The organism is Undibacterium sp. GW821-FHT11B02, from assembly GCF_058808955.1.
Map to the genome: position 1 here is coordinate 1 of NZ_JBXASD010000037.1, position 762 is coordinate 762.

The 762-nt window shown below is 57.1% G+C and carries 1 protein-coding gene; it reads left to right on the top strand.

The genetic code is table 11. The annotated features are described in order from the left end of the window. The coding region (locus tag AC1RVX_RS30005; RefSeq protein ID WP_493220246.1) for a cellulose synthase subunit BcsC-related outer membrane protein at positions 1 to 762 on the top strand (762 nt) is incomplete at both ends.

A 762-nucleotide genomic window follows, 5' to 3' on the forward strand; every position in this document is an offset into this window, starting at 1 on the left:
CAGCACTGGTAGCCGCAAAACCGGCAAGGCCGTACAGCCAAGCAATGTCAGTCCAGAAGAAGCAGCCTTGCTCAAAGAAATCGACGCCATCAACGACCTCAACCACAGCCAGGTCACGGCAGAAGTGGCAGTACGTTCGCGTAGTGGAGAAAAAGGCCTGTCCGCTTTAAATGATGTAGAACTCCCCATCGAAGCCCAGATCAACACCCTGGGACTGGGACAGTTTGGCTTAAAAATCATCCCCGTCCTGGCCGATGCCGGCACGCTTTATCTCAACGACCCCAACATCGCCGGTCAGTATGGACGCAACGCCATCCTCGTAGAACGCGCCAAATACGCCAAAGTCCCGTTCACCACCATCGCCCGCCAACAAGGCTTATCCAACGTCGCCACCCTCGACCAGGAAGCCAAAGGCGTCGCCCTCAACCTCAGCTACGAACTGGCCGGCGTCAAAGCCGACATCGGCGCCAGCCCCATAGGCTTCCCCGTCCAGAACGTCGTTGGTGGATTACGCTGGAGCGGATCAGATGATGGCGCCAGCCTCGGCATAGAAATCGCCCGTCGCTCAGTGACAGACAGCTACCTTTCTTATGCAGGAGCCAAAGACAGCGTCTATGGACTCACCTGGGGGGGCGTCACCCGTACTGGCGTCAAACTCGACACCTCCTATGATGGAGAAGATGGTGGCGTCTACGCCAGCCTCGGTTACTACGGTTTAACCGGTAAAAACGTCGCCAAAAACACCATGGCCGAATTTGGCGC